This window comes from Kushneria halocnemicola, assembly GCF_965650455.1.
Lineage (GTDB): Bacteria > Pseudomonadota > Gammaproteobacteria > Pseudomonadales > Halomonadaceae > Kushneria.
This window is the reverse complement of record NZ_OZ287968.1, coordinates 1234536-1260181: the sequence shown is the minus strand read 5'-3', so window position 1 is coordinate 1260181 and position 25646 is coordinate 1234536. Positions and strand designations below refer to the sequence as shown.

The window sequence follows — 25646 nt, the reverse complement described above, 5'->3', positions numbered from 1 at the left end:
TGAGCGCCGATCTTGAAGGGCCAGGTCGCGTTGCTTCGCCGAAAGGACGGCGCTCAGCCTGCGTTGCCGGGGTGATACCCCTCGATGCAGACCCAGCCCTCACGCTCGCGGGGCTCATTCATGTAAAGTCCCTGGTCGCGATAGGCGTTGAGAATATCCTGTGCCTGGTGCGACAGAATGCCCGAAAGCGCCAGACGCCCGTTCGGGGCCACATGGCCGGCAATCATGGGGGCAAGCTCGACCAGCGGGCCGGCCAGGATATTGGCCACGACCACATCAAAGCGCTCATCGGGGGCCTGTTCGGGCAGATGGAGGTCGAAGTCCTGCTCGGCGATCTCGTTGCGCCCGGCGTTGTCCCGGCTGGCCAGCAGGGCCTGCGGGTCGATATCGGTGCCGACGGCATGAGTCGCACCGAGCTTGAGCGCCGCGATGGCCAGAATGCCCGAGCCGCAGCCGATGTCGATCAGACGCTTGTGCGCAAGCTCGCCGGCCACGGCCAGCTCATCGAGCCACTGCAGGCAAAGCGCCGTGGTCGGATGGGTGCCGGTACCAAAGGCAAGGCCCGGGTCGAGCAGCAGATTGACGGCATCAGGTTCTGGCGCATCGAGCCAGCTCGGCACGATCCACAAACGCTGTCCCATTTTCATGGGCTCAAAGCCGTCCATCCATTCGCGACTCCAGTCGCGATCCTCAAGCACTTCGTATTCGATGTCGGGACAGGGCTCGTCACCGACGGCGGCCGCCCAGTTCCCGCGCACCCGAGCGATCATGTCACTGACGCCTTCAAGGTCGTCATAAAGACCGGTCAGTACGGTCTGGTTCCACAAGGGAGTCGTGCCACGCTCGGGCTCAAATACCGGCTCATCAACGGCGTCTTCAAGCGTAATGGCCTGAGCGCCTTCGTTGGTGAGCAGTTCTTCAAGCAGTTCGGCGTGTTCCGGCGCGATGTGCGCCTTGAGTTGAAGCCAGGCCATAAGGCCTCCTGCAAAGCCGGGTGGAGGGCATGGCGGGGATGCCCTGAAAGCATCAGGGGGCGATATGATCGCCCCCTGACGGGTCCAGTACGATAGACGTCAAAAGCAGGTGTCAGTGCAGACCCAGCTTCTTTTCCAGATAGTGGATATTGACCCCACCGCGCTGGAACTCGACATCGCGGACCAGATCCTTTTGCAGATCGATATTGGTCTTGATGCCTTCAACCAGCAGCTCATCCAGCGCATTCTGCATGCGTGTCAGAGCGCTTTCGCGGTGTTCGCCCCAGGTGATCAGCTTGCCGATCAGCGAGTCATAGTTGGGCGGTACCGTGTAGCCGGTATAAAGGTGCGAATCCATGCGTACCCCCAGACCGCCCGGAGCGTGATAGAAGGTGATCTTGCCGGGCGAGGGCATGAAGGTGCGAGAGTCTTCGGCGTTGATGCGACACTCGAAGGCGTGCCCGTTGGCCACCACATCTTCCTGTCGGATCGACAGCGGAATGCCGGAGGCGATCTTGAGCTGCTCCTTGACGATATCAACGCCGGTGACCATCTCGGTAACCGGGTGCTCCACCTGAACGCGGGTGTTCATCTCGATAAAGAAGAACTCGCCGTTTTCATACAGGAACTCGAAAGTACCTGCACCGCGGTAGCCAATTTCAAGACAGGCATCAACACAGGCCTTGAGCACGCTGGCACGGGCCTGTTCATCGATATGGGGCGCGGGGGCTTCCTCGAGAACCTTTTGATGGCGACGCTGCAGGGAGCAGTCACGATCAAAGAGGTGAATGGCGTTACCCTGGCCATCAGCGAGCACCTGGACCTCGATATGACGAGGCTTCTCCAGATACTTCTCCATGTAGACGACATCGCTGCCAAAGGCGGCGTTGGCTTCCGATTTGGTCACCGCCACGGCCGAGACCAGCTGAGACTCTTCACGAACCACGCGCATGCCGCGACCGCCGCCGCCGGCGGCGGCCTTGATCATGACCGGAAAGCCGATGCGCCGACCGGTTTCAAGAATTTCGGCATCGTTATCGGGCAGCGGACCGTCCGAGCCCGGTACTGTCGGCACGCCGGCCTTTTTCATGGACTCGATGGCCGAGACCTTGTCACCCATCAATCGAATGACATCGGCTGTCGGGCCAACAAAGACAAAGCCCGAACGCTCGACCTGCTCGGCGAAGTTGGCGTTTTCCGATAAAAAGCCATAGCCCGGATGGATGGCGGTGGCATCGGTCACCTCGGCCGCCGAAATCAGGGCCGGGATATTGAGATAGGACGCCGGGGAGGGGGCGGGGCCAATGCATACCGCTTCATCGGCAAGGCGCACATGGATCAGGTCACGGTCGGCTTTCGAGTGGACAGCGACCGTTTTGATACCGAGTTCCTTGCAGGCGCGCAGTATGCGTAGTGCGATTTCGCCGCGATTGGCGATCAGTACCTTTTCCAGCATGCTGAAAATCCTGTCAGGCAATGATGATCATGGGCTGGTCAAACTCGACCGGCTCGCCATCTTCAACAAGGATGGCATCGATCACGCCGTCCTTGTCCGCTTCGATCTGGTTCATCATCTTCATGGCTTCAACGATGCAGATGGTGTCCCCCTTTTTCACCGTCTGGCCAACCTCGACGAACGACTTGGCACCGGGTGCCGGCGCGCGGTAGAAGGTGCCGACCATGGGCGAGAGGACCTGATGGCCGCTGGGCATGGCGGGTGCGGCTTCTTCGGCCGCGGGTGCGCCGCCACCGGTGCCCTGCTGCGGCTGTGCCTGGGTCTGAGGGTAATAGCCCATCGGTGCCTGAGGCATCATCATCTGACCCTGCTGACCGGGCAGATTGCGGCTAATGCGGACGGACTCCTCGCCTTCCTGAATCTCGATTTCGCTGATGTTGGATTCTTCCAGCAGCTCGATGAGCTTCTTGACCTTGCGAATGTCCATGGCAATACCTGTTGATCGATCGTGGCTCGTCTGGCACGAAACACGGGAAATAAACTTTGTTGTCGGGCCGCAATGTGCCCTCGAACACCTCATGGTTAACCTGAAGGTCAACCGGCAAGATAGCGACATGATCTCAGACGATCACGCCGCCGCAAATGTGTCGGGGGAGTTTGCCGAAAAAAGCGAACGGTGTCCAGAAAGTCACCGAATGATACCGACGAAACCCGGTCAGGCATTTTCCATGACATGCTTGAGCAAATCGCGCATTTGCGATCGTGTAATTTCACCCTGGGTGCGTTGCGCGCGCATCTCCTGGCCGTTGCCGAAAAACAAAAGCGCTGGTGGGCCAAAAAGGTTGTAGCGCTTGAGCAGCGCGCGGGCCTGCGCGTCGTTGTCGGTGACATCAAGGCGAACCAGCTCAAGCCCTTGTAACTGCTCGCGTATGTCAGGGTCATGCAGAACATCGCGCTCGAATCGACGGCAACTGATGCACCAGTCGGCGTAGACATCGACCATTACGGGCCTTTCGGCATTGTCAACCAGACGGTCGAGCGCCTGGCGACTTGTTACCGTGGTCATGTCGAGCGAGGTGTTACTGCGATCCGTTGACGCCGCACCGCCATTGGCCAGCGGCGCCCACGGATCATCATGGCCCATGGCCGCGCCGATCAGACACAAAACGCCCCAGAACATCACGATCAGCGCCAGTGCCTGTCGAAGGCGTGACCAGAGCGCCTGTCCGGAGCGCGACAGGGCGCCCATCCCGATGCCGGTCAGTACGGCCAGCCCACCCCATAGCGCCAGCGACAGGGTGGTGGGCAAAAGACGCTCCAGCAGCCAAAGGGCGACGCCTGCCAGCGCCACGGCAAAGAGCCCGCGAATGCCCTCCATCCAGGGGCCGCTGCGCGGCAGCCAGCCGGCGCCGAGTGTGGCGACCAGTATCAGGGGGAGGCCCATGCCCAGTCCCAGTGCCAGCAGTGCCAGGGTGCCGGTCAGGGGGGCGGCGCCTGCCGAGAGATAGACCAGGACACCGGCCAGCGGGGCAGAGATGCAGGGAGAGACAATCAGGGTCGAAAGCGCCCCGGCCAGTGCCGCCCCCGGCAGCCCGGCGCGGCGCAGCCGGTCCTGCCAGGCATTGATGCGCTGCTGAAAGCGTGTTCCAGGCGAAAACTGCCAGACATCCAGCAGCCACAGGGCAAATACGAGAAACAGACCGGCAAAGGGGATCAGTACCCAGGGCGACTGCAGCCGCGCCTGAAGGTTGAGGCTCGCACCAAACAGCCCCATCAGGGTGCCAAGCGCGGCGTAGGTCAGCGCCATGCCGGCCACATAGATTGATGACAGCGCCAGCGCCCGACCCCTGTTGGCATTCTGGCCCACGACCAGGGTCGTCACGATGGGCAGCATGGGCAGCACGCAGGGGGTAAAGGCAAGCCCCAGCCCGGCCAGCAGAAAAATGCCCATCATGATCGCTGGACTGGACTGACCGGGCAGCGCTGTCGCTGCTGGTTCATCGAATGAGCCGGTGTCATGGGATGGATCGGCGGGGACAGGGTCGCCCGGCATTTGAGCGTCGATAAAGCGCTCGGGCGTATTGCCGGGAGCGGCCTGAAGATGTCGCGTTTCAGGGGAGTAGCAAAGCCCCGCCTCGGCACACCCCTGGAAATCGACGCGAAGCGGTATCGAGGCGTCATCGGACACCGACCCCGTCAGCGTTGCCGTAATGACCAGTGGGTGATGAAAGACTTCCACATCGCCCAGAAACTCGTCGTGGATGGCCTCGCCGCGTGGTATCTCGACGGATTCAAGCGCAATGTCCTCGCGCTCGATGTGAAGTCCAAACCGGTGACGATAGAGATAGTAGGCATCGGCACTGGCAAATCCCACCTTGATCGTATTGCCTTCGCGCCACGCTCTGTAGGTAAATGCCTGATCGACGGGCAGGAAGTCGCCGTTGCCGGTGGCGTCTGCAGAGGGCGTCTGCCACGGCATTTCAGCCGTACTGCTGCCTTCTACGCGGCTGGAACCTTCGACGGCAGCATTATCGTCAGAGGGAGAAAAGAAATTGCTGGCGGGGGCGGTGGCGGACAATACAACGCCCAGCAGGGTAACGATCAAAAAAAACAGGGCGCGCGACATCATGAGCTCCGCAGCGCTGGCATCTTGAGACGCCGAAAGTGAAGGAAAAAATGCCTGAATAAAACATGTCGCGACGCCGTGGCGCCGCGACATGCTGGTATGAAGACAGTTTTTCAGCGAAGGGGTTCGCTGATCAGTGCTTCAGATGCCATGCGATCATGATGTGATGATCAGTGGCTGTCCTTCTGGAAGGCATCGATCGATTTTTCGATGGCCTTGATGGCAGCGGCCTTGTCGCCCCAGGTGTCGATCTTGACCCATTTGCCCTTTTCGAGATCCTTGTAGTTCTCGAAGAAGTGCGCAATCTGCTGACGCAGCAGCTCGGGCAGGTCGGTGACTTCCTCGACATCGTCATAGGCGGCGGAGAGCTTTTGATGCGGCACGCAGATCAGCTTGGCATCTTCACCGGCTTCGTCGGTCATGTGCAAAATGCCGACCGGGCGAGCGCGAATGACACAGCCGGGCTGTACCGGGTAGGGCGTGACGACCAGCGCATCCAGCGGGTCACCGTCGTCGGCCAGCGTATTGGGGATGAAGCCGTAGTTGGCCGGATAGAACATCGGGGTCGGCATGAAACGATCGACCAGCAGCGCGTCGAGATCCTTGTCGATTTCATACTTGATCGGCGTATGGTTGGCAGGAATTTCAATCGCCACGAACAGATCGTGGGGAACATCCTTGCCGGCGGGGATCTTGTCGAAACTCATCGATCGAGTCCTTGCGTTTGCGGGTTGAAAATTCGAGAGTGAAAATCGTGGAAAATTATACGAACCAGGCAGGACGATTACCAATCCGGTCGATCGGCAGCTCCCGATCCGCACAATACGATAAATCCGTTGTCTCGTAAAAAGGATGCCAGTGACGTGCAAAGTGGCCTGTCATTAAGTTTCGGACACGCGTTCGTGGCGCCTGACCAACGTCGTCATCGCTCCTCGATGTCGGTCCAGGTCCCCGACAATCCACGTCAGCTCGAGATCAAGGGCGCCTGTGCGATCATCGCGGACTCCACCTGGCGCAACGCCATTGCCCGTCAGGCCGGCGATATTTCGGTGCGCGGCTTTCTGGCCGATTACTACTCCACCCCCGATCACTGGGATATCAAGACCTCGGCGACCCGGGTGCTGCGCGCGCTCAACGGCTGGTGCTACAGCCAGAGTCGCTACGTTCAGGGCGGCAGTTATATCAGCTCCCTGTCGGCCATTATCTTTCGCGGCCGGGAAAGTTTTCTGTTCCATATGGGCGATACGCTGGTCTTTCGCCTGCGCGGCGCGGAGTTCGAGCAGCTCTCGCGCGATCATGTCACGGATCTGGGCGGCTATCGCTATCCATCCCGGGCGCTGGGCATGGACAACAATATCGACATCGATCACATGAGCCTGCCGCTCAAGACCGGCGATGTGTTTTTGTTTACCTCCCAGGCCGTACGCGGCACGCTCACGCCCACCGACTATGTGCATGCCATACGCCAGCAGGGCAGCGATCTCGATGCCGCCTGCGAACGCCTGGCCGCCATGGCCCGCGAGCGTGCCGGCGCACGGGGTTATGGCGCTGAAGCCTTCTGCTTTCAGCTGGTTCGTGTCGACACGCTTCCCGATGAAGAGACGGGGCCGCCGGTTCAGTTTCCCGGCCAGCTGCCGATTCCCGCCGAGCTTGATGCGGGTGACCGACTCGACGGGTTTCTGATCGAGTCGATCATTTCGAAAACGGCGCGGGCACATGTCTATGGTGTCAGGGATGAAACCTCGCTGCGGCGCATGGTGATGAAGGTCCCGGGCCCGGAGATGTCGTCCAGAAATCCCTATCTGGAGCATTTTCTGCTGCAGCAGTGGATCGGCGAGCGGGTACGCTCCCCCTTTGTGGTGCGTATCGTGACGCCGCCACGCCCCCGGCGCCATCTCTACTACCTGATGCGGCCCGTTGAAGGGCAGTCGCTGGATCGCTGGCTGGAACAGAATTTTGATGCCGGCCTCGAACGGCGCCTCGACATTGCGCGCCAGCTCGCGCGTGCCGTGCATGCGCTGCATCGGCGCGACATTCTTCATCAGGCCATCTGTCCTGAAAACATCATGATCGACGAGCATGAGCAGGTGGTTCTGATCGATTTCGGCGCCTGCGCCCGAAGACTCGATGACGACAATAACGCAGCGCTGGCGCTGGCACGCGACGGCGGGCTCGGGGCGCACAGTGCCCCGGAGTACGCGCTGGGGCTTGGCGTCAGCCGTCGCAGTGATCAGTATTCGCTGGCCTCGACCATCTACTGGTTGCTCACCGGAGCCATGCCCTACGATATCGCGCCCAATACGCTTGAAAGTGAACAGGCGCTGTCAGGGCTGACCTACCGTTGCGCCCGCGAGATCAATGCCCAGATACCGGCGCCCATTGATGAAGCGCTGGCGCGTGCACTGTCCCCGCGTCGAGCGCTTCGTTTCAGACGTCTGTCCGAGCTGATTCAAACGCTTCGTCACGGCGCAGCGCTTGACGACGATGAGGATGACGACGTTTCTCCACCGGGTGAAAAAACGCAGGACGTTCCGTCGCGCCAGAAGGCGCTTCGTCTGTGGCAGGGGATTGCGGCGGCCCTGTTGTTGCTGCTGGTGGCTGTCATGCTGATCAAGTAGGGCGCCTCGGGTCGATACGTTAAAAAACCCCGGCCACGCAATGTGGCCGGGGTTTTTTTGATCTCGGCATTCAGGCCGAAGGGTCGGTTGCCTGAAGCTAGAGATGGTACTCGGGCAGCTTTTTCGTGATGCGTTCCAGGCGCAGGTTGGCGACCTTGGGCAGGCCGTTTTCAAACGGGGGGAAGTCTTCGCCCTGAATCAGCGGGCGCAGGTAGCGGCGGCCGGCATCGTTGATGCCAAAGCCGTCTTCGCGGATGTACTCCGCCGGCATGAACTTTTCCTGATTGGCGACCTTTTCAAGCGGTGCATCGATGATCGACCAGCTGTACGGGTCTTCGCTGTCACGCTGAATGGCCGGCATGACGGCATTTTTGCCTTCAAGCGCACACTCAACGGCGCGCTGCCCTACGGCGTAGGCCTGTTCGACATCAACGGCCGAGGCCAGATGACGCGCGGCGCGCTGCAGGTAGTCGGCCACGGCCCAGTGATACTTGTAGCCCAGGTCCTGTTTGACCATGCCGGCAAGCGTCGGTGCCACGCCGCCCAGCTGGCGGTGACCGAAGGCGTCGGTATTGCCGGCATCGGCCAGGAAAGTGCCGTCTTCATAGCGGGCGCCTTCAGACACCACGACCACGCAGTAGCCATGCTTTTTGACCGCGGCATCGATATGGTTCATGACGCGCTGGCGATCAAAGGGCACTTCCGGCAGCAAAATCATGTGCGGCGGGCCATCGTTGGTCTCGCTGGCAAGTGCGCCGGCCGCGGCGATCCAGCCGGCGTGGCGGCCCATGGACTCAAGGATGAAGACCTTGGTCGACGTCGAGCACATGGAGGCGATATCGAGTGCGGCTTCACGGGTCGAGGTCGCAATGTATTTGGCGACCGAGCCAAAGCCCGGGGAGTTGTCGGTAATGGGCAGATCATTATCGACGGTCTTGGCCACGTGAATGGCCTGCAGCGGATAACCCATTTGCTCGGAAAGACGAGAGATCTTCAGGCAGGTATCGGCACTGTCGCCGCCGCCGTTGTAGAAGAAGTAACGAATGTCATGGGCCTTGAAGACTTCGATGAGACGCTCGTACTGGCTGCGATGGGTCTCGATGTCCTTGAGCTTGTAACGGCAGGAGCCAAAGGCGCCGCCCGGGGTATGTCTCAGTGCTGCAATGGCCTCGTCACTTTCCAGGCTGGTATCAATCAGATCCTCGGTCAATGCGCCGATAATGCCGTTGTGCCCGGCGTAAAGGGTGCCGATGCGGTCGCTGTGCTTGCGGCATGTCTGAATGACACCGCAGGCACTGGCATTGATAACGGCCGTAACACCACCTGATTGCGCGTAAAAGGCGTTATTGGAGGTCATGAGCTTCCTGCTTCTTTGAATGTAGGTCGGCCAGCGCCGTTCATCTGACCGAGGTCTCTCGGCAACGTGGCGCGCCTCTTGCGGGCAGCGCTGCTGTTGGTCGGTCAGCGGATCGATGGCCGGCATCGGGCATTGCCCGTGGGGCGATCATATCCATTACCTGCAGGCCTGATCCAGTCAGAGATGCAGAAGTTGCAGGTCGAGCGGAGCCTGACGTCGATTCGCGGGCCATGCTAGGCTGATCCGGCTTTTGACGGAGAGCCCAATTTTTCATGCATATTCACATTCTCGGCATCTGTGGCACTTTCATGGGCAGCCTTGCACTGCTGGCGCGCGAGCTCGGACATCGGGTCACCGGCTCGGACAAAGGCGTCTATCCCCCCATGAGCACACAGCTTGCCGCACACGGTATCGATGCCGGGCACGGTTTTGATGCGGCCAACCTGACGCCCGCCCCCGATCTGGTCATCATCGGCAATGCGCTGTCGCGCGGTAACGTCGAGGTCGAGGCCGTTCTCAACCAGCGCATCCCCTACACCTCGGGGCCTCAGTGGCTGGCAGACAACGTGCTGCAAAAAAGGCGGGTGCTGGCAGTGGCCGGCACCCACGGCAAAACGACCACGGCCAGCATGCTGGCGTGGATCCTCGAGCAGGCAGGGCTGGCACCAGGGTTTTTGATCGGCGGTATCCCCCGTAATCTGGGCATTTCGGCACGTGCGGGATCAGACGACGGCGTTTTCGTGATCGAGGCCGATGAGTACGACACGGCTTTTTTCGACAAGCGCTCCAAGTTTGTTCACTACCTGCCGGACGTTGCCGTACTCAACAATCTGGAGTTCGATCACGCCGATATTTTCAGTGACCTGGCGGCCATCGAGCGACAGTTTCATCATCTTGTGCGTCTGGTGCCGGGCAACGGACAGCTTGTCGTGGCGGACAACGAGGACGCACTGTCTCGCGTACTGGAGATGGGCGCCTGGTCACCGGTGGCACGCTTTGGCCGCACAACTCAGGCGCAGTGGCGCCTCGCTGACGGTGCCGATGACCGCCACTTTGTCGTCAGCGCCCCCGAGGGGGAAGTGGTCGTGCAGTGGGGCATGAGCGGTGAGCACAACCGGCGCAATGCGCTGGCGGCCATGGCGGCCGCCAGTGCCGTCGGGGTCACGCTTGAGCAGTCGTCCGGCGCGCTGGCCACGTTTGCCTCCCCCAGACGCCGCCAGGAGGTGCGCGGCAGCGTCAACGACATTCAGGTCATCGACGATTTTGCCCACCATCCGACAGCGATTGCCATGACGCTTGAAGGCCTGCGCGCCGTGCCCTCCAGCGGACGCCTGATCGCCGTAATCGAGCCGCGCTCCAATACCATGAAGCTTGGCACCATGAAGGCACGCCTGCCGGAAAGCGTTGCCAGTGCCGATGAAGTCTACTGGTATCAGCCGGCGATGCTGGGGTGGTCGGTGGCCGAGGTCGCCGAGACGTGTCCGGTGCCGGCCCATGTCATGACCACGACCGATCAGCTGATCGAGGCGCTGGTGGATCAGGCGCGATCAGGAGACCGAATCGTCATCATGAGCAATGGCGGCTTTGATAACGTTCACGAGCGGCTTTTGAAGGCACTGGAACAGCACCATGGGCAAACGGCGCACGCCGAGGCCTGACAGGGTCGGTGAGTTCGTATGAGCGCCGGGGGCCATTCACGCCATGTGATGGCCCCCGATTGTCATGGCGGTTCTCGAAGGCTGGCAGGGTAGTTAGAAGGCGGGCACCCAGATGATGCGCGCCGTCACCAGTACCACCGATGCCAGCGTTAAAAGCATCAGTTGCATGGGGGTGGCCACGCCGGCCAGAGAGCGCCTGGCAAAGAGGTGATAGCTGATGCGGGTCGCACCGCAGATGATCAGTCCCAGCAGTGCACCGCCGACAAGGTCACTGATCCAGTGCACGCCAAAGGTCAGTCGCGACAGGGCAACAATACTGGCGGCAACGATCGCCATCCAGTAGGGCCAGTGCCGGGTCCGGCTCGATAGCCCCTCGGCAATAAAGGCGGCACTCAACCCCCAGAACACCACGGCCGTTGAGGCGTGCGCGCTTGGGTAGGAAAACGAGCCGGTCAGATGCTCAGGGGTATCCGGTCGTGCGCGCCCGATCCACTGCTTGAGGGCGGTATTGCTGAAGGCCAGCAGGGCCAGGGCGCCGCCCCAGTGAAACACGGCGGCCAGCCGCTTTCGCAGCAACAGCCAGGCAAGCCAGGGCGTCAGCATGGCAATTACCCCGAGCGCATCGCCAATACGATCCAGCAGCACCGATATCTGCATCAAGGGGAGGTTGTCAGGACGGGAAAAGAAGCTCTGCGCCGCGACATCCAGTGCCAGCGGTTGATGGAGCCCCGCCACCAGCCATGTCCAGCCGATAAAGGCGAGTACGCCCACCAGTACCAGCACAATGGAGGCCAACGGGATCTCACCGCCAATCCGTTTCTGGCGAAGGCTCAGCCATAGTCGGCGCGTTATCGTGTGCCGGCGCGCCCGGACCAGCAGACCGCGATAGAGACGGCTGTCCCGGTCGAGCCGCCGCCGCAGCCACGACAGCCCAAAGCCAAGGGCGATGAACACGAAAAACAGCATCGACAGCAGCAGTTCAGCGCCTGGGGGTAGATGGACCAGCCGCTGCCAGCTGCGTCCCAGATAGTAGCCGGGCAGCAGATAGGCCGGTGCCCAGAGCAGCGCCGAGATCACATTGACGATCAAAAAGCGCATCGGCGGCATGTACATCATGCCGGCCACCATGGGAATGATGGGGCGTACCGGCCCGACAAAGCGTCCGAACGCTACTGACAGGGCGCCGTAGCGAGTAAAAAAGCTTTCGCCCTTGTTGACCCAGTCTGGATAGCGATTGAACGGCCACCAGGTGCGAAGGCGGTCACGCTGGGTACGCCCGAGCCAGTAGCTCACCCCATCGCCGATCACGGCGCCGATGAAGGCGCTGAGCAACAGCGCGACAATGGAAATCTGATCATGACCTGCCAGCGATGCGGCGGCCGTGAGCATGACCACACCGGGCATGATCAGGCCGACCAGCGCCAGCGATTCGAGCAGGGCGACCGCGCCAACGATGACAATCAGGATTGTCGGGTTGTGCGCCCACTGGTCAATCAGGGCAACAGGATTCATCTGACAGGACTCCACACAAGGACTTGCTGCGCCGGGCGCGGTTTTTACTGCTGCCGACAACTGGCTTATAGTAGCGATTCATAAGTATCGGACGGACAAACGTAAAATCGCCGGCCAGTATAGTCAGCCGCTGTGCCCTGCGATAGCGTCAGGAGTCGACGACAGACAAGCGCGGTCGCGCATTCGGGAACAGGAGAACAGCGCAGATGACGTCTGAGGTGCAAAGGGAAGACAGTGATATCGCCACCCGCATGACGCTGCTGGGTCAGCAGGCGCGTCGGGCATCGAGTCTGCTGCGCAGCAGCACCACGCAGCAGCGAAATGAGGCACTCGCCGCCATGGCTCGCGAGCTGTCGACACAGCGTGAGGCCGTGCTGGAAGCCAACGCGCGTGATATGGCTCGTGGCAAAACGGAGGGGCTGTCGGAGGCGCTCATGGATCGGCTGTTGCTGACGCCTGAGCGCATCGACGCCATGATCTCCGGGCTTGACACCGTGGCCTCCCTGCCGGACCCGATCGGCGGGGTCGATGAGCTTCGCACTCAGGCCAACGGTCTGCGGATCGGGCGCATGCGAACGCCACTGGGCGTAATCGGTATCATCTATGAGTCTCGTCCCAACGTCACGGTGGACGCCGCCGCGCTGTGCCTCAAGGCCGGCAACGCTGCCATTTTGCGTGGCGGCTCGGAAGCTTTTGAATCCAACTGTGCCATTGCTCGGTGTATCGCTGCCGGGCTCGAGCAGGCCGGACTGCCAGCCCATGCCGTGCAGCTGGTTGATACCACCGACCGCAGGGCCGTGGGCGCACTGATTACGGCCAGCCAGTACGTGGACGTGATCATTCCGCGAGGCGGGAAATCCCTGATCAAGCGCATCTCGCAGGAGGCGAGCATCCCGGTTATCAAGCATCTGGAAGGGCTTTGCCACATCTTTGTGGACCGTCACGCCTCGCTTGATATGGCCTTTGATATTGCTTTCAACGCCAAGTGCTTTCGCTATGGCATCTGTGGCGCCATGGAAACGCTGCTGGTGGACAAGACCGTGGCCGACACGTTTCTGCCCGCCATGATTGCGCGTTTTCAAAAGGCCGGTGTCACGGTGCGCGGCTGCGACAGGGTGCAGGCGCTGGCCGAGGTCGAGGTCGAGCCGGCCACCGAGGAGGACTGGCTGACCGAATATCTGGGGCCATATCTGTCCATTCGGGTGGTCGATGACATGGATGCTGCCATCGAGCACATCAATCACTACGGTTCACACCACACTGATGCCATCGTCAGTGACCATTTCGGCCATACCCAGCGCTTCATGGCAGAAGTGGATTCAAGCTCGGTCATGGTCAACGCACCGACCTGCTTTGCCGATGGGGCGCAGTACGGGCTGGGTGCCGAAATCGGCATTTCCACCGACAAGCTGCATGTGCGAGGACCGGTAGGGCTTGAGGGGCTGACCACGCGTAAATATATCGTGCTGGGCGATGGTCATGTCAGAACGTAAGCCGCGTGTCGCCATGTTTGGCGGCACGTTCAATCCGGTTCATATCGCGCATCTGCGAGCGGCTGTCGAGATTCGCGACGCCCTTGCGCTGGACGCCGTACACATGGTGCCGGCACATCTGCCGCCGCATCGCAGCGCGCCGGGGGTCAGCTCCGAGGACCGCCTGAGCATGCTGAAGCTGGCACTGGCGGATACCCCGGGGCTGATTGCCGATGACCGCGAGATTCACCGTGACGGGCCGTCCTGGTCGCTGGACACGCTCGCCTCCTTGCGAGAGCAGTATGGCGACCAGGCGCGCCTTGTGATGGTGCTGGGGCGTGACGCTTTTTTGAAGCTGCACGAATGGCATGAGCCTCGGGCACTTTTCGATTATGCCCATATTCTGGTCATCGGCCGCCCGGAAAGCGATGAAGTGCAGTGTTCGGCACTCGAGGCGCTGATCGAAGGGCGCCGCGTTGACAGCACCGATGCGCTCATGGCTGAGCCCTGCGGCCGGGTGCTGGATTATGAACGAACCACGGCGATGGCCATCTCCGCGACCGCCATTCGTCAGACGCTGGCCCGGGGTGAAAGCGTACGCTATCTGATGCCGCCGGCCGTTGAAGCCTTCATCGAGCAACACGGGCTCTATACCGACGAGATGTCCTGACACGGGAAAAAATCGTCCCGATATGCGCCGGACGTCAAAAGCTGTAAATGGCTATGGTGCCTGCGCCCGACAGCGGTACAATGCGGGCTCGAACCCTATATCTCCGAGGAGCTATGCAGACAGTACTTTCATCCATGGTGGTTGATGCCCTGGAAGAGCTCAAAGGGCGTGATATCGCCGAGCTTGACGTCTCGAGACTGACCAGCGTGACCGATGTCATGGTGGTGGCCAGCGGTACTTCCAGCCGACACGTCAAGGCACTGGCGGACAATGTGGTCGAGCGTGCCAAAAATGAAGGCGTTCGCCCGCTGGGTATAGAAGGCGAGGCCGGCAGCGACTGGGTCCTGGTGGACCTGGGCGATGTGGTTGTTCATGTCATGATGCCGGATGCCCGCAGACTCTACGATCTGGAACGGCTCTGGAGCGAGTTGCCCAACGACCTAGGCCGACACGAAGCCGTCGGTGAGCATCACTCTTGAAGCTGAAAATGCTGGCCGTTGGCACGCGAATGCCGGGCTGGGTGACGCAGGGCGTCGAGGAGTACCGCAAGCGGCTGCCGCGCGAAATGTCGCTTGAGGTTATCGAGCTGTCTCCCGGGCCTCGTCAGAAAAGCGCAGACCCGGCGAAGGCGATTCGCGTCGAGGGCGATCGACTGCTGTCGAAAATTCGGGACAGTGAACTCGTGGTGGCACTCGATGTCGAAGGCAAGCCGTGGTCGACGCCGACGCTGTCCGAGCGCATGAGTGACTGGCAGATGACCGGCAGCGACGTGTCCCTTCTGATCGGCGGCCCGGATGGCCTCGATCAGCGCTGCCTGTCACGTGCCGATCTTCGCTGGTCCCTGTCGCCATTGACGTTGCCTCATCCGCTGGTGCGTGTATTGCTGGCCGAACAGCTCTACCGCGGCTGGACGCTGATGACCGGACATCCCTACCATCGCTAGGGGTCTGAGCATGTATCGTCCTGTGCCTGCCGGTTGGCCTATCCGTTTACCGTTTTTGGGCAGTCTCCTCAATGCGCCCACGTCGCGCCACGCTTAAGGATTCCGAGCAACAGGCACGCATCTTTCGCCATCGCAGCATTGTGGCGGCGTTTTTTGTTCTCATCATGTTTTGCGGCCTGATCGGACGCATGGCATGGCTGCAGGTTGTTCAACACGATGTCTTCATCACGCGCTCGGATAAAAACCGTATGCGCGTCGAGCCGTTGCCACCCAATCGCGGTCTGATTTTTGATCGCAATCACGATGTACTGGCTGAAAATCGCCCGACCTATAACCTCACGCTGGTGCGCGAGCAGGCCGGTGACGTCAGCCAGACCATTGCCCGCCTGATCGATATTCTTGATCTTCCCCCCGAAGAGCACGATGTGCTGGCGCAGCGCTCGCGGGAGCGGCTGCGCTCCTATGAGCCGGCACTGCTGCTCAGCGACCTTGATGAAGATCAGATTGCCAGCATCGCGGTCAATCGTTATCGGCTACCGGGCGTGGAAGTCGAGGCCCAGCTCATCCGTTACTATCCCGACGGTGAATGGATGTCGCACGTGCTGGGGTATGTGGGGCGTATCAGTCAGGAAGATCAGCAGCGCATTGATACCAGCAACTACGCCGGCACGCACTTTATCGGCAAGACGGGTATCGAGCGGTTTTACGAAGATGAGCTGCACGGTCATGCCGGGGTGCGGCGCGTGGAGACCAATGCCCGCGGGCGGGCGCTTCGAGAGATCGATCGAACGCCGCCGCAGCCGGGCAAGAATCTGACGCTGACGCTGGATTCAAAGCTTCAGAAGCTGGGTCACGAGCTCTTGAAGGGCAAGCGCGGTGCCATTGTGGCCATCGAACCCGCGACCGGCGCCATTCTGGCCATGGTGTCCGAGCCCGGCTTTGACAATAACAAGTTCGTGACCGGCATCGACACCAAATCCTACGCGGCCCTGCGTGACGATGTAGACATGCCGCTATATAACCGGGCCTCGCGCGGGCAGTATCCGCCGGCTTCCACGGTCAAGCCCTACATGGCGTCTGCAGGTCTTGAATATGGTCTGATCCAGCCCTCTGATACGGTCTACGATCCGGGCTATTACCAGCTGCCCAACGACTCCAGACGCTACCGCAACTGGCTGCGCTGGGGCCATGGCCGCGTCGACATGAAGCGTGCCATCACGGTTTCCAACGATACCTACTTCTTCAATCTTGCCCATCGCATGGGGATCGATCGGCTCTCTGACTTCATGCACAAGTACGGGTTCGGAGAGGATCACAGCCTTGATGTCTGGGGGGCCGGCGATGGCCTGATGCCCAGCCGGGACTGGAAACGGGGTCGCTACAATCAGGCGTGGTACCCGGGGGAGACCCTATCGGTCGGCATCGGGCAGGGCTATTGGCTGGCAACGCCGCTGCAAATGGCCACCGCCGTTGCCGTACTCGCCAACGATGGCAGATGGGTTCGACCGCATCTTGCCATGGAGGTGGGAGATCAGGAGATCGCACCGCCTTTCGAGAACACGCCAGATGACGTCGAGCTTGATAACCCGCGCTGGTGGGATCTGATTCACGATGCCATGGAAAATGTCATGGTGGGCGGTGAGGGATCGGGTCGCGCCTCGGGACGCAATCTTCAGTACCGCATGGCGGGCAAGTCGGGTACGGCGCAGGTCTTTACGCTGGGGCAAAAGGAGAAATACAACGCCGCCGAGCTCGAGGAGCGTCTGCACGACCATGCCCTGTTTACCGCCTATGGCCCGGTGGATGATCCCAAAATCGCGCTTGCCGTCATCATCGAAAACGGCGGCGGGGGCAGCAAGGTGGCCGCCCCCATCGCTCGTGAAATGCTGGATGCCTGGATACTGCCCAGCATGAAATCCAGCGAGGAAGCACAGCGCCACGCCCGGCAAAATGAAAGTGCCGCTCAGCAGATCGTGACGGGAGACTGACGATGATGATGGACTACTGGCAGCGGGTCTATCGCCGCAGCCGTCGGCAGTATCAGCGTCTGAGCTGGCGCACCCTGCATCTTGACCCCTGGCTTTTGCTGGCACTGCTGACCATTGTTGCCGGCGGTCTGATCGTACTCTACAGCGCCGGTGGTGAATCCACCTATCTGGTAGAGGCGCAGGCGCTTCGATTCGCGGCCGCATTTATGATCATGTTGCTGATTGCGCAGTTTTCACCGCGCACCATGCAGCGCTTTGCGTGGTTTTTCTATGTCGTGGTCACCCTGATGCTGGTGGCCGTGGACGTGATCGGTACCCATGCCATGGGGGCGCAGCGCTGGCTGACCATCCCCGGCGTCATCCGCTTTCAGCCCTCCGAGCTCATGAAGCTTGCCATGCCGATGACCATTGCCGCCTATCTGTCGCGCCGGGTGTTGCCACCCGGCTGGCTGGATCTGCTGGTGTGTCTGCTGCTGATGGGATTTCCGGTGGCGCTGATTGCCAATCAGCCCGATCTGGGCACCTCCATGCTGGTCACGGCTTCTGCCATGTTCGTCATACTGCTGGCCGGGCTTTCCTGGCGTTTTGTAGCGGTCTGCGCCGGGCTTGGTATCGCGGCCATGCCGCTTTTGTGGTTCAACATGCATCAGTATCAGCGCCAGCGAGTGCTGACCTTTTTGAATCCGGAAAGCGACCCGCTGGGCACCGGCTGGAACATCATTCAGTCCAAGACCGCCATCGGTTCCGGCGGCATTCATGGCAAGGGCTGGATGCAGGGCACCCAGTCACAGCTCGAGTTTCTGCCCGAACGTCATACCGATTTCATTGTGGCCGTGCTCGGTGAAGAGTTCGGGCTGATCGGCATGGCCGTACTGATGGCCTGCTATCTACTGCTGATATGGCGCGGTCTTTACATGGCCACCCAGGCGCATGACACCTTCGGGCGTTTGCTGGGCGGCAGCCTGGTACTGACCTTTTTCGTCTATGTGTTCGTCAATGTCGGGATGGTCAGTGGCGTGCTGCCGGTGGTGGGCGTGCCCCTGCCGTTGATCAGCTATGGCGGTACGGCCAGCGTGACCCTGATGGCCGGCTTCGGTATGCTGATGGCCGTTTTTACCCACCACAAGACCACGCCACGCTAGAGAGAGTCGGGATGAAACCGGATCGATGTCATTCAGGTAGAAAATGGCGCTGGGCCATGGTGATGCTGCTGGCTGTATCGCCGCTGACGAACGCGACAGGTGAATATGACCCGGCAACCAGTGACCAGGCCCGTGCCATGGTCGACAGGCTGGCCGAGGCAGGCCTTGATCGTCAGGAGCTCGACGAAACGCTTGCCCATGCCAGTCGCCAGCAGGGCATCATCGATGCGATTTCAAAACCCGCCGAGCGCCATCTGCGCTGGGATGAGTATCGCAACATTTTCATCAAACCCGAGCGCGTGGCCGGCGGCGTGGATTTTATCCGTGCTCATCGCGACGCCATGGCACGTGCCGAGCAGGAATATGGCGTGCCGCGCGAAATCATTGCCGCCATCATCGGGGTAGAGACCTGGTACGGTCGTCATGCCGGCAATCATCGCGTGCTGGATGCCCTGACTACGCTGGCCTTTGACTACCCGCCTCGCAGCGATTTTTTTGGTCGCGAGCTGGAAGCCTTTTTAACCCTGACCAGCGAGCAGGGGCTTGATCCGCTGGAGCTCAAGGGCTCCTATGCCGGGGCCATGGGGCTGCCCCAGTTCATGCCCAGCAGCTATCAGGCCTATGCCGTTGACTTCAACCACGATGGCATCAGGGATCTCTGGGAAGAGCCTGTTGATGCCATCGGCAGCGTGGCCAACTATTTCGCCGAGCATGGCTGGCGTCCGGGCCGGCCGCTAACGGTGGCAGCGCATCTGGAAGCCTCGGAAAAGCCCGGGGATGTCGAGTTCAATCAGGCCAGACCACCCTACATGCGCGTTGGGGATCTAAAGGCGAAAGGCGTCGTTGCCGACATCGATATCGGCGGCGATGAGGAAGTCATTCCTCTGGCGCTTGATTATGCCGATGGCCATGACGATTACCTTTTCGGCCTGCACAACTTCTATGTGATCACGCGCTACAACCACAGCCATCTCTATGCCATGGCCGTCACTACGCTGGCCGAGCAGATTCAGGCAGCACTTCAGCGAGATGAGTAGCGTGTCTGTGTTTAACGCCTTGTTACCGGCACGCATCTCGCGTCCGGCAGCGCTGCTGATCATGGTGGCGCTTGTGGGAGGCTGTGCCAGTGGCGGTGGCTCGGACGGGCGCTACGCCATGTCCCGTGATGCTTATCCGGATCGTCAAACCGATGTCTCACGGGTGCCCGATGCCGTCCCACGGGTTGAGCCCCTGTCACGCAGCGGAAACCAGTCGAGCTATCAGGTGCTGGGCAAGCGCTATCACGTGCTCTCGTCGAGCGAAGGATACAGTCAAACCGGGCGCGCCTCCTTCTATGGGCAGAAATTTCAGGGCTACGATACGGCCAACGGCGAGCAGTATGATATGTATGCCATGTCGGCGGCCCACCGTTCCTTGCCGCTGCCGACCTTTGCGCGTGTGACCAATCTGAACAATGACCGCTCTGTCATTGTCCGCGTCAATGACCGCGGCCCGTTTCATGATGACCGTTTGATTGATCTCTCCTATGCAGCGGCGTCTCGACTGGATATGCTCGGCGATGGCACGGCCAGGGTGCGGGTGACCGCTATAGACCCGCGTCAATGGCAGGCACAACACAACAATGATCAGCAGGTTGCGGCTCGTCCGGAACATCACGAAGACGCGCCGGGCGCCTTGAAAGACCGCGGCCTTGTTGAGCAGGGCAGACGTGTCTCCGCGTCGCAGGAAAGCGCCTCTGTCGCCAGCGGCCATGACCCGGGAAGCGCCGTTTATCTGCAGGTGGCGGCACTGGGATCGGATGAGCATGCCCGGGCACTCAGGGACAAGCTCGAAGCGCGTCTTTCAAGGCCGGTTCGGGTAACACGACATGCCGCCATGCATCGGGTTCAGGTCGGTCCGCTCGATGACCCGATCATGGTGGAATCAGTCAGGTCCGAACTGCATGAAGCAGGCTATGACCAGCTACATCGGGTAACTGGCACGGACTGAATACAAGCAAACAGAGAAAGGCAATATGACCCTTTTTGCAGTAAACGTATGTCGCTGGCGCCATCTTGTCGCGTTTTCCTCACTGGCGCTGACGCTGACGGCGGCGCCAGCGCTGGCCTCCGATGGCCCGTCACCTTCCAGCTTCATTCCTTCGCCGCCCGGGCTTGCCGCCACCTCCTGGGTGTTGATGGATGCCAAGTCCGGTCGCGTACTGGTTGAGCATGATGGCAACGAGCGCGTACCGCCGGCCAGTCTGACCAAGATGATGACGGCTTATATTGCCGAAAATGAAATCGAAAGCGGCAACATGTCGGAAACCGATGAAGTCCGCATCAGCAAGGAGGCCTGGCAGACCGGCGGCTCGCGCATGTTCGTCAAGGTCAACAGCAGCGTGCCGGTACAGGCCCTGATGCAGGGTATTGTGGTGCAGTCGGGCAACGATGCCACCGTCGCGATGGCCGAGCACATTGCCGGCAGCCAGTCGTCCTTTGCCGATCTCATGAACGAGCACGCCCGCCAGATGGGGCTTCAGAATACGCACTTCATGAACCCGACCGGCCTGCCGGACCCCGAGCACTACTCTTCGGCCCATGACATGGCCGTCATCGCGCGCCATATCATCAACGATTTTCCCGAACACTATTCTCTTTACGCCGAGAAGTACTTTACCTGGAACGGCATCAAGCAGCCCAACCGCAATCTGCTGTTGTGGCGTGACAAGACGGTCGATGGCCTGAAAACCGGCCATACCGAAGAGGCAGGTTACTGCCTGGTGGCCTCGGCCCAGCAAAGCGATACCCGCCTGATTGCCGCGGTCATGGGAACGAATTCGGAAGAGGCCCGGTCGCAGGAAACCCAGAAACTTCTGAGCTATGGCTTTCGCTATTTCCAGACCCAGAAGGTGTATGACGCCGGGCAGGAGCTTACGCGTGCCCGCGTCTGGGGCGGCACTCAGGATGAGGCCAGCTTCGGTGTGGCCAACGACGTCTATCTGACGGCCTCCAGGCAAAACGAGGCGGGCCTTTCCAACCGTATCAATGTCAACGGCGACCTGCAGGCGCCCATCGAGGCCGGTCAGCGCTATGGTACGGTGCAGATCGTGCAAAACGATGAGGTCATCGACGAGCAGCCGCTGGTCGCGCTTGAAAGCATCGAGCAGGGCGGTCTGTTCAAGCGTCTCTGGGATGGCCTTTTGAAGTTTGTTCAGGGTCTTTTCTAGGACCTGAAATTCAGACAGGTTCATGACCATCAGGGGGGGATTCGGCTGACGAATCCCCCCTTTTTCAGTAAAATGACGGGTAATCGGGCGAATTTTCAGCCTGCAATGATCAAGAGGTTTATCATGTCCAGGCCTTCATCCCAAAAGCCTGCCGCCATCCTGTCGTCACCCGGCGATGACAAAAAGACTCAGGAGGCGCCGAAAATCGAGTTTCCCTGTGATTACGGCATCAAGATCGTGGGAAACAACGATGTCGAGTTTGATCGCGACATGCTCGATATCGTCGAGCGCTTTTCGCCGGAGCTTGATCGCTCCAGAGTCACGCACCGCGACAGTCGCAACGGCAAGTACCGCTCCCTGCATGTCACCATTTACGCGACCGGTGAGGAGCAGCTCAATGGGCTGTTCGTGGCGCTCAAGGCGACCGGTCGTGTTCAGATGGTGCTTTGATCTTCATCGGCTGACAGGCGATTTTGCCGGTTCTTCCCAAGGTGGCACCGATGCGTGAGACAAGTCTGGATGATCAGTCCATCGGCGTATATCGTCTGGGGACATGCGACTACACCACGGTCTGGGAGGCGATGCGTCGCTTTACCGACGAGCGCGATGCCACAACGCAGGATCAGATCTGGCTGGTCGAGCACTTTCCTGTCTTTACCCAAGGGCGTGCCGGCAAGCCCGAACATCTGCTCAATCCCGGCAGTATTCCGCTGGTACACAGTGACCGTGGCGGACAGGTCACCTATCATGGGCCGGGGCAGCTGATCATGTACCCGCTGATCGACGTTAAAAGACGCCGCATCGGTGTACGTGCCATGGTGGATGCGCTCGAAAACGCCGTGATCCGTTCGTTGAGTGACCATGGTATCAAGGCCCGCTCCCGAACGGATGCGCCGGGTGTTTACGTGGAAGATGCCAAGATTGCCTCCCTCGGGCTGCGTATTCGCCGGGGCAGCAGCTTTCACGGCATTGCCTTCAATATCGATATGGACCTGGCGCCCTTTGACCATATCAACCCCTGTGGCTATGCAGGGCTGAGAATGACACAGCTTCGCGATCTGCTGTCGCAACCACCGGACATGGCGCGTGAAGCACACGGATTGCTCGGAGCCTTTGCCGCTGAACTCGGCAATCCCGAGCTTCAGGAGATGGTGAGCGCACCCGGGGTGCTGACCCACATTTCTCGAGTAACAGGATCAAACCGATGACCGAGACGACTGCTACCACCCCCAAACAGCGGGCCGAAAAAGGCGTCAAGCTGCGCGGCGCCGACAAGGTATCCCGCATTCCGGTCAAGGTCATTCCGACCGAGACCCTGCCGACCAAGCCTGCATGGCTCAAGGTGCGCATGCCCATCTCGAAAGAGGTGACGCGCATCAAGGAAACCCTGCGCCGGCACAAGCTTGTCACGGTATGCGAAGAAGCGTCCTGCCCCAACCTGGGCGAGTGCTTCAACGGCGGCACCGCAACCTTCATGATCATGGGCGATATCTGCACGCGCCGCTGCCCGTTCTGTGACGTCGCGCACGGTCGCCCCAACGCCCTCAATGAAGACGAGCCCCGCGAGCTTGCCGAAGCCATCGCCGAGATGCGCCTGAAGTACGTGGTGATCACGTCCGTGGATCGTGACGATCTGCGTGATGGTGGCGCGCAGCACTTCAACAACTGCATTGAAGAGATCAGAAAGCGCAGCCCGAATCTTGAGGTCGAGGTACTGGTACCCGACTTCCGCGGTCGCATGGACAAGGCGATCGATATCATGCGTCAGGAGCCGCCGGATGTGTTCAATCACAATCTGGAAACGGTACCGTCGATGTATCGCCGCGTCCGTCCGGGCGCGGACTATCAGTGGTCGCTGGATCTTCTCAAGCGCTACAAGGAAGTCCGTCCGGAAGTGATGACCAAATCGGGGCTGATGCTGGGTGTTGGCGAAACCGATGACGAAGTGGTCGAGGTCATGCGCGACCTTCGTGCCCACAACGTCGATATGCTCACGCTGGGTCAGTACATGCAGCCCTCGCGCAGTCACCTGCCGGTCGACCGCTGGGTGCACCCGGACACTTTTGCCTGGTTTGCCGAAAAGGGCTATGAGCTGGGGTTCAAGCATGTAGCGTCAGGCCCGCTGGTGCGCTCGAGCTATCATGCCGACAAGCAGGCGCATGGCGAAAGAGTGTCCTGAAACATGACAGGCCAGGGGCTCTAATACCCGACAGGTTCTGTTCATCGCGCCCGGCACTGCCGGGCGCAGTTGTCTCTGTAGTTCTTGTCGCCCACCCCGGGCGGAAACTATTTCGCTGCGTAACGGTCAGTAACCATAATGGCCGACAAGTGGAGAGCGTCATGCTGATCAGGACACGAAAGCGTCACCATATTGGTGAAAACGAGGTTACCTTGGAGTCGGTCTATCACGCACGCCGACACTTCATGGCGGGTGTGGTAGGTCTTGGCATGGCAGCAGCCCTGCCGAAAGGTGCCTGGGCGGCGTCTCAATATGACGATGTCGAGCAGGGCAGTGGCCCGCAGTGGTTTGCCTCGCGCCTTGAAAGGGCGAACTGGAAGGCGGTGACGCCGGGGGAAGGTGACAAGCTCACGCCGTTTAATGACGCCACGCACTACAACAACTTTTTCGAATTCGGTACCAGCAAGGACGACCCCTACAAAAACGCCGGCGCCATGACCACCGAGCCCTGGACCATCGAGATCGACGGCGAGGTGGCCAGACCCGGGACACTGGATATGGACCAGCTGCTGGGTGAGCAACAGCTTGAAGAGCGTATCTATCGGCTGCGCTGTGTCGAGGCCTGGTCGATGGTCATTCCCTGGCTCGGGGTGCCGCTTTCCGAGATCATCAAGCGCGCCGAGCCGACCAGCGATGCAAAGTTTGTGCGTTTTCAGACCCTGATGCGGCCGGAGGAAATGCCGGGACAGCGTTCACGGTTTGGCCTGATCGACTGGCCCTATCAGGAAGGGCTGCGCATGGACGAGGCGATGCACCCGTTGACCATTTTGAGCGTGGGCATGTACGGGCGCGTGCTGCCCAATCAGAACGGTGCCCCCGTGCGCCTGGTAGTGCCCTGGAAATACGGGTTCAAGAGCATCAAGTCGATCGTTCGTATCTCGCTGGTGAAGGAGCAGCCGTCAACGGCCTGGCCGACCATCAATGCCAACGAATACGGCTTTTACTCCAATGTGAATCCGGACGTGGATCACCCACGCTGGAGTCAGGCACGCGAGCGACGCCTACCCAACAGCCTGTTCAGCACCAACATGATCGATACGCAGATGTTCAACGGCTATGGTGACGAGGTGGCTTCTCTTTACAAGGGCATGGACCTGCGGAAGTATTTTTGATGCGATTCTGGCGATGTGCGGTGTTTATGGCGGTGCTGCTGCCGTTTCTCTGGTGGGCTTTTCAGGTGGCGGCCGGGCAGGCCGGCCCCGAGCCCGGGCAGTATCTGCTGCTCAATTTCGGCCAGTGTGCATTGATTCTGCTATTGGTGACGCTGAGCCTCACGCCGCTGATGAAGCTGACGCGCTGGAAAGGGTTTGCCGTGATCCGGCGCCAGCTGGGGCTCTGGGCCTTCAGCTACGGCGTGCTGCATCTGACCAGCTATCTGCTGTTTATACTGGGGCTTGATTTCGCAGCGCTGGGGGCCGATCTTCAGCGGCGTCCCTACATCATCGTGGGTTTCGTCGCGCTTTTGATGCTGCTGGCGCTGGCGGTGACCTCCAATCGCTACTCGATGAAGCGACTGGGCAAACGCTGGAAGTTCCTGCACCGGATTGTCTATATCGCTCTGGCACTGGTGCTTTTGCATTTTTTCTGGGTCGTGCGGGCCGATATGGCGCAGTGGAGCGGCTACGCACTCGCCGGTGCTGTGCTGATGATCCTTCGAATTCCCGTGATCTCACGGGCGCTGGGCCGAGTTCGGCCGCGGCGTGGCAGTGCTGCCGGCACGCGATAGCATGGCGAAAAAGCGCCGGCCTCAGGGCCGGCGCTTTTTTGTATCAAGGATACCCTC

23 protein-coding genes are annotated in these 25646 nt (G+C 60.5%); 16 read left to right on the top strand and 7 right to left on the bottom strand.

Annotation, left to right across the window (positions count from 1 at the left end; translation table 11 throughout):
• Positions 1–53 precede the first annotated feature (53 nt).
• From prmA to ppa, 5 genes are all read right to left on the bottom strand, one after another.
• On the bottom strand, positions 54–974 hold the full coding sequence (prmA, locus tag ACS92L_RS05695) for a 50S ribosomal protein L11 methyltransferase (RefSeq protein WP_438767628.1): 921 nt from the start codon (positions 972–974) through the stop codon (positions 54–56).
• A 112-nt stretch (positions 975–1086) separates the two neighbouring features.
• Positions 1087–2430, bottom strand: a complete 1344-nt coding sequence (gene accC / locus ACS92L_RS05690) for an acetyl-CoA carboxylase biotin carboxylase subunit (protein ID WP_438767626.1) — start codon at positions 2428–2430, stop codon at positions 1087–1089.
• A gap of 13 nt (positions 2431–2443) precedes the next feature.
• Positions 2444–2917: an acetyl-CoA carboxylase biotin carboxyl carrier protein gene (gene accB / locus ACS92L_RS05685; RefSeq protein WP_438767624.1), complete on the bottom strand. Its 474-nt coding sequence runs from the start codon at positions 2915–2917 to the stop codon at positions 2444–2446.
• Between the two features lie 228 nt (positions 2918–3145).
• On the bottom strand, positions 3146–5059 hold the full coding sequence (gene dsbD, locus ACS92L_RS05680; protein WP_438767622.1) for a protein-disulfide reductase DsbD: 1914 nt from the start codon (positions 5057–5059) through the stop codon (positions 3146–3148).
• A gap of 167 nt (positions 5060–5226) precedes the next feature.
• The gene (ppa, locus tag ACS92L_RS05675) at positions 5227–5763 is read right to left on the bottom strand and encodes an inorganic diphosphatase (RefSeq protein WP_115852970.1); all 537 of its coding nucleotides are present in this window, start codon (positions 5761–5763) and stop codon (positions 5227–5229) included.
• 228 nt (positions 5764–5991) lie between these two features.
• Here ppa and ACS92L_RS05670 point away from each other — a divergent pair, with 228 nt between their 5' ends.
• On the top strand, positions 5992–7674 hold the full coding sequence (locus tag ACS92L_RS05670; protein ID WP_438768426.1) for a protein kinase domain-containing protein: 1683 nt from the start codon (positions 5992–5994) through the stop codon (positions 7672–7674).
• 97 nt (positions 7675–7771) lie between these two features.
• Here ACS92L_RS05670 and ACS92L_RS05665 read toward each other — a convergent pair whose 3' ends face one another.
• Complete coding sequence (locus ACS92L_RS05665) at positions 7772–9031, bottom strand: 6-phosphofructokinase (RefSeq protein WP_438767619.1); 1260 nt, start codon at positions 9029–9031, stop codon at positions 7772–7774.
• A 272-nt stretch (positions 9032–9303) separates the two neighbouring features.
• Here ACS92L_RS05665 and mpl point away from each other — a divergent pair, with 272 nt between their 5' ends.
• The gene (gene mpl / locus ACS92L_RS05660; RefSeq protein WP_438767617.1) at positions 9304–10689 is read left to right on the top strand and encodes a UDP-N-acetylmuramate:L-alanyl-gamma-D-glutamyl-meso-diaminopimelate ligase; all 1386 of its coding nucleotides are present in this window, start codon (positions 9304–9306) and stop codon (positions 10687–10689) included.
• A gap of 93 nt (positions 10690–10782) precedes the next feature.
• Here mpl and ACS92L_RS05655 read toward each other — a convergent pair whose 3' ends face one another.
• Positions 10783–12201, bottom strand: coding sequence for a bifunctional DedA family/phosphatase PAP2 family protein (locus ACS92L_RS05655; protein WP_438767615.1), 1419 nt, complete (start codon positions 12199–12201; stop codon positions 10783–10785).
• Positions 12202–12407: 206 nt separating this feature from the next.
• Between ACS92L_RS05655 and ACS92L_RS05650 the strand changes: the two genes are divergently transcribed.
• The 14 genes from ACS92L_RS05650 (at position 12408) to msrQ (ending at position 25589) form a co-directional block, all read left to right on the top strand.
• On the top strand, positions 12408–13694 hold the full coding sequence (locus ACS92L_RS05650; protein WP_438767614.1) for a glutamate-5-semialdehyde dehydrogenase: 1287 nt from the start codon (positions 12408–12410) through the stop codon (positions 13692–13694).
• Positions 13681–14343, top strand: a complete 663-nt coding sequence (nadD, locus tag ACS92L_RS05645; RefSeq protein ID WP_438767613.1) for a nicotinate-nucleotide adenylyltransferase — start codon at positions 13681–13683, stop codon at positions 14341–14343. The genes ACS92L_RS05650 and nadD overlap by 14 nt, the downstream gene beginning before the upstream one ends.
• 113 nt (positions 14344–14456) lie before the next feature.
• Positions 14457–14822 (top strand): ribosome silencing factor, encoded by a 366-nt coding sequence (rsfS, locus tag ACS92L_RS05640; protein WP_438767612.1) that lies wholly within the window; start codon positions 14457–14459, stop codon positions 14820–14822.
• Positions 14819–15286, top strand: coding sequence for a 23S rRNA (pseudouridine(1915)-N(3))-methyltransferase RlmH (rlmH, locus tag ACS92L_RS05635; protein ID WP_438767610.1), 468 nt, complete (start codon positions 14819–14821; stop codon positions 15284–15286). The genes rsfS and rlmH overlap by 4 nt, the downstream gene beginning before the upstream one ends.
• Positions 15287–15357: 71 nt before the next feature.
• A complete protein-coding gene (gene mrdA / locus ACS92L_RS05630; RefSeq protein WP_438767609.1) occupies positions 15358–17274 on the top strand; it encodes a penicillin-binding protein 2 in 1917 nt (638 codons plus the stop codon).
• A gap of 5 nt (positions 17275–17279) precedes the next feature.
• Entirely contained in the window at positions 17280–18416 is a 1137-nt protein-coding gene (rodA, locus tag ACS92L_RS05625) for a rod shape-determining protein RodA (RefSeq protein WP_438768424.1), read from the top strand.
• A 56-nt stretch (positions 18417–18472) separates the two neighbouring features.
• Positions 18473–19453 carry a lytic murein transglycosylase B gene (gene mltB, locus ACS92L_RS05620; protein WP_438767607.1) on the top strand — a complete coding sequence of 327 codons (981 nt, stop codon included), beginning with the start codon at positions 18473–18475 and terminating at the stop codon, positions 19451–19453.
• The gene (locus ACS92L_RS05615; protein WP_438767605.1) at positions 19446–20405 is read left to right on the top strand and encodes a septal ring lytic transglycosylase RlpA family protein; all 960 of its coding nucleotides are present in this window, start codon (positions 19446–19448) and stop codon (positions 20403–20405) included. Before mltB ends, ACS92L_RS05615 begins: the two co-directional genes overlap by 8 nt.
• A gap of 25 nt (positions 20406–20430) precedes the next feature.
• Positions 20431–21624 carry a D-alanyl-D-alanine carboxypeptidase family protein gene (locus tag ACS92L_RS05610; RefSeq protein WP_438767604.1) on the top strand — a complete coding sequence of 398 codons (1194 nt, stop codon included), beginning with the start codon at positions 20431–20433 and terminating at the stop codon, positions 21622–21624.
• A 123-nt stretch (positions 21625–21747) separates the two neighbouring features.
• Positions 21748–22074 (top strand): HP0495 family protein, encoded by a 327-nt coding sequence (locus tag ACS92L_RS05605; RefSeq protein ID WP_438767602.1) that lies wholly within the window; start codon positions 21748–21750, stop codon positions 22072–22074.
• A gap of 50 nt (positions 22075–22124) precedes the next feature.
• A complete protein-coding gene (gene lipB / locus ACS92L_RS05600) occupies positions 22125–22832 on the top strand; it encodes a lipoyl(octanoyl) transferase LipB (protein ID WP_438767601.1) in 708 nt (235 codons plus the stop codon).
• Positions 22829–23803: a lipoyl synthase gene (gene lipA, locus ACS92L_RS05595; RefSeq protein WP_438767599.1), complete on the top strand. Its 975-nt coding sequence runs from the start codon at positions 22829–22831 to the stop codon at positions 23801–23803. The genes lipB and lipA overlap by 4 nt, the downstream gene beginning before the upstream one ends.
• A gap of 161 nt (positions 23804–23964) precedes the next feature.
• Complete coding sequence (gene msrP / locus ACS92L_RS05590; protein WP_438767597.1) at positions 23965–24975, top strand: protein-methionine-sulfoxide reductase catalytic subunit MsrP; 1011 nt, start codon at positions 23965–23967, stop codon at positions 24973–24975.
• Positions 24975–25589 carry a protein-methionine-sulfoxide reductase heme-binding subunit MsrQ gene (gene msrQ / locus ACS92L_RS05585; protein ID WP_438767596.1) on the top strand — a complete coding sequence of 205 codons (615 nt, stop codon included), beginning with the start codon at positions 24975–24977 and terminating at the stop codon, positions 25587–25589. Before msrP ends, msrQ begins: the two co-directional genes overlap by 1 nt.
• The last annotated feature ends 57 nt before the right edge of the window (positions 25590–25646 follow it).